Below are 3861 nucleotides of genomic sequence, written 5' to 3'. Positions count from 1 at the left end.
CGTACGGCAGTTCACCGTTCGTCCGAGGGTGCGGTGGGCGCGCACCGGGCGCTTCAGGTGGCCCAGGAAAACGCAAGATCACTGGACCTGTCGGGCGGTCCATTCGCCCCCTAGCGTGACTCCCGAGACACCGGCCACCCGACAGGAGAGACGTGCCGAACCACCGCACCGCCCGTTCCGCCGCACTGCCGCCCCCCGGACCCCAACGGACCCTCGCGGCCGCCCAGTTGGCGAGCGCCGTGGGCGACGGCGCGTACTACACCACCTCCGCGCTCTACTTCACCCGTGTCGTCGGCATGTCGGTGACCGCCCTCGGGGCCGGCCTCGCCGTGGCCTGGGCGCTCGGTTCGCTCGCAGGCGTCCCGCTCGGCCACCTCGCCGACCGCCGGGGCCCGCGCCGTACGGCGGTCGCGCTCGCGCTCGGCGCGGCGGGCGTGGTCGCCGCCTTCCTGGTGATCCGCTCCTACGGACCGTTCATGCTCGCGGTGTGCCTCTTCGCCACCCTGCAGTCCGGGCTCACCGCCGCCCGGCAGGCGCTGGTCGCGGGCCTGGTCCCGCCCGCCGAGCGAACCGGGCTGCTCGCCCACCTCCAGTCAACCCTCAACGGCGGACTGGCCGTCGGCGCGGCCATCGGCGGCGTCGCGCTCACCCTCGGCACCCGTACCGGCTACCTCGGTGCCTTCGCCGTCACCGGGCTCGGCTTCCTGGTCGGCGCGCTGCTCCTGCGGCGGCTGCCCGAAGTCCCGCCCGCGCCGTCCGGGCCGGGCGACGGCCCGCGCCTGGCCGTGCTGCGGGACCGGCGCTACGCCGCGGTCACCGCCGTCAACACCGTGCTGTTGCTCCGGATGCCGCTGCTCAGCCTGGTCCTTCCGCTGTGGATCGCCGAACGGGCCCCCGGGCTCGGATGGCTCGGATCGGCACTGTTCGTCCTCAACACCCTCGCGGTGCTGGCCCTCCAGGTCCGTACGGCGCGCGGCGTCACCGGCCTCGACTCGGCGGTGCGCGCCGTCCGCTCGGCCGGGGCGCTGCTGCTCGCCTCCTGCGCGGTCTGCGGACTGTCGGCCCTGGACGTGCCGGTCTGGGCGGTCGGCGCGCTGCTGGTGGCCGCGGCCGGGCTTCAGGTGGCCGGGGAGATGCGGCAGTCGGCCGGCTCCTGGCAGCTCGGATTCGACCTCGCGCCGCCGGAGCGGATCGGCCAGTACCAGGGCTTCTTCAACACCGGCGTGGCCGTGGCCCGCACCCTGGGCCCGCTGCTGCTCACCGCGCTGCTGCTGGACGGCGGACTCGCGGGCTGGCTGCTCCTCGGGGCCCTGTTCCTCGCCGCCGGGTACGCGATGGGCCCGGTCGCCCGCTGGGCGGCGGTCGGCCGCCACCCGGGCCCCGCCCCGGCGATCGCCGTCCCGGGCTGAGCCGGGGCGAGCGGCCCCGGCCGGCCCCGGCCGGAAAACGGTGGCCCCGGCCCGCCGCCCGCTGGCATGCTGGCCGCGTGGACCGACCCCAGATCTCGCTCGACTTCGCCCCTGAGCTGCACCTCTTCATCTCCGCACCCCGGCGGGCGGGCCGCACCGCGCTGCGCACGGACGGCACCTCCAGCCTCGGCCACGTGATCGAGTCCCTGGGCGTCCCGCTCACCGAGGTCGGCGCCCTGCTGGTGGACGGGCGGCCGGTGCCCGACGCGTACGTGCCGGCCGACGCCGAGCACGTCACCGTCGAGGCCGTCGCCCGGCCGCAGCCCTCGTCCGCCCCGCCGCGCTTCCTGCTGGACGTCCACCTCGGCACCCTCGCCCGCCGCCTGCGCCTGCTCGGCGTCGACGCCGCCTACGAGAACCCCGACATCGGCGACGCCGCGCTGGCCGCCCGCTCCGCCGCCGAGCAGCGCGTCATGCTCTCCCGCGACCGGGGCCTGCTGCGCCGCCGCGAACTGTGGGCCGGCGCGTACGTCTACAGCCACCGCCCCGCCGAGCAGCTGCGCGACGTGCTCTCGCGCTTCGCCCCGCCGCTCGCCCCCTGGACCCGCTGCACCACCTGCAACGGCACGCTGCGCACCGTGACCAAGACCTCGGTGCGCGAGCAGCTGCGGGACGGCACCGAGCGCTCCTACGACGCCTTCGCCCAGTGCACCGAGTGCGGGCAGGCCTACTGGCGCGGCGCCCACCACGCCCGGCTGGAGGGCATCGTCACCGACGCCGTGCGCGAGTTCGGGAGCCTCCCGGGGTAGTGGCTCAGGGGCGGTCACCCGCGGCCGCGTATGGCGGGCCCCGGCGCGGCCGTGGTCTCATCGAAGGCCGGGGACGAGCCCAGGAACTCCCCGCCGAGGAGAGAGGCCGGGTCGTCGGATGAACGGTCAGCCGGTGCCACAGCCCTTCCGGACCGCCGAGATCGGTGACACCCCCGAGGTGACCGCTCCGGACGGGGCCACGGTGCACCCGCTGCTGGTGCTGGAGGGGCGGGGGAGCCTCGCCGTGTTCGAACTGGACCCCGGGGAGGTCACGCACGCGGTGTCGCACGCCACCGTGCAGGAGCTGTGGCAGGTCACGGCGGGCGGCGGCGAGCTGTGGCGGCGCCAGGGCGGCCGGGAGGAGACCGTCCGGCTCGCACCCGGGACGGCCGTCTCGATCCCGCTCGGCACCGCCTTCCAGTTCCGCGCCGACCCGGACGGCGACGGGCCGCTGCGCATCACGGCCGTCACCATGCCGCCCTGGCCGGGGACGGACAGCGAGGCCCGGCCCGAGGACGGCCCCTGGGAGGCGACCGTCCGATGAACCGGGGAGCACGCGCCGGGGGCCGGTCACGGCGCGTGCAGGCCGAGGGGCCGGCTGTGGGTGGTGCGGCCGCCCGTCCGGGTCGGGTGGGGTTCGGGCCGGGGTAGCGGTCAGGCCCTCGCCCGTACGGCGCAGCGAGCCGGTGAAGCGATCCCGTCCGGCAGGACGAACGGGGCCGACGCCAGGTGCCCCCGAGCGGTGCAGCCGAAGGAATCGGTGGTGACCAGCACCCGGCCGGAGGAGAGGAGCGCCTCTCAACCCCGCCGGTGGGCCGGAACGGTCACCCGCCAGCGCTCCGTGATCCGGATGCTGACGGCTCTCACCGCGCGACGGGGGCGGTCCCGGCGAGTGCCTACGGAGCCCTGACGACGGACAATCGCCCCAGGACCCGAGGAGGTGACCGCGGTGCAGCCGGCGGAGTTCGAGGTGATGATCGAGATCCCGCAGGGGTCGCGGAACAAGTACGTGATGGACTTCGACGCGGGCCGGATCCGCCTCGACCGCACGCTGTTCACCGCCACCCGGTACCCCGCGGACTACGGCTTCGTCGAGGGCACCCTCGGCGGGGACGGAGAGCCCCTGGACGCCCTGGTCCTCGGCGGCGAGCCCGCCTTCCCCGGCTGCGAGCGCGCGTGCCGCGCGGTCGGCATGTGGGTGATGCGCGACGAGCGCGGCCCGGACCAGAAGGTGCTCTGCGTCCCGGCCCGGGACCCTCGCTACACCGAACTGCGGGACATCGGGGACCTGCGGGAGTTCGACCTGCTGGAGATCACGCACTTCTTCGCGGTGTACAAGGACCTCGAACGCGGCAAGTCCGTCGAGGGCTCGCACTGGGCCGGGCGCGCGGCCGCGTACGCGGAGATCGCCGAGTCCCGGGCCCGGGCGGTGGGGACGCGCTTCGCCCGCCCGGCCTGACCGGCGCCCGGGCCGGGGAGTGCCCAGGGGGAGTGCTCAGAGCGTGGCGCTGCCGATGATCGCCCGGACCTGGTCGGAGATCGCGGCCTCGTTGTGCTCGAACTCCGGTGAGGTGATCACGCTCTGCCGGGCCGGGAGGCCGGTGAGCACGGGGGTGTGCAGGTGCCCGCCGGGGAGTTCGGGG

4 protein-coding genes are annotated in these 3861 nt (G+C 75.7%); all 4 read left to right on the top strand.

From position 1 onward, the window contains the following. The first annotated feature begins 152 nt into the window (after nucleotides 1-152). A complete protein-coding gene (locus tag J0670_RS32665) occupies nucleotides 153-1409 on the top strand; it encodes an MFS transporter (RefSeq protein ID WP_207815716.1) in 1257 nt (418 codons plus the stop codon). A 77-nt stretch (nucleotides 1410-1486) separates the two neighbouring features. Then, a complete protein-coding gene (locus J0670_RS32660; RefSeq protein ID WP_207815714.1) occupies nucleotides 1487-2218 on the top strand; it encodes a Mut7-C RNAse domain-containing protein in 732 nt (243 codons plus the stop codon). A 133-nt stretch (nucleotides 2219-2351) separates the two neighbouring features. Continuing rightward, the gene (locus J0670_RS32655; RefSeq protein WP_207815713.1) at nucleotides 2352-2762 is read left to right on the top strand and encodes a cupin domain-containing protein; all 411 of its coding nucleotides are present in this window, start codon (nucleotides 2352-2354) and stop codon (nucleotides 2760-2762) included. A 429-nt stretch (nucleotides 2763-3191) separates the two neighbouring features. Continuing rightward, on the top strand, nucleotides 3192-3677 hold the full coding sequence (locus tag J0670_RS32650) for an inorganic diphosphatase (protein WP_207815718.1): 486 nt from the start codon (nucleotides 3192-3194) through the stop codon (nucleotides 3675-3677). The last annotated feature ends 184 nt before the right edge of the window (nucleotides 3678-3861 follow it).

Origin of the sequence: Streptomyces sp. FH025 (assembly GCF_017427025.1) — a bacterium.
Classification (GTDB): domain Bacteria; phylum Actinomycetota; class Actinomycetes; order Streptomycetales; family Streptomycetaceae; genus Kitasatospora.
Note: the sequence above shows the minus strand (reverse complement) of the source record. Positions and strands in the feature narration are given on the sequence as shown.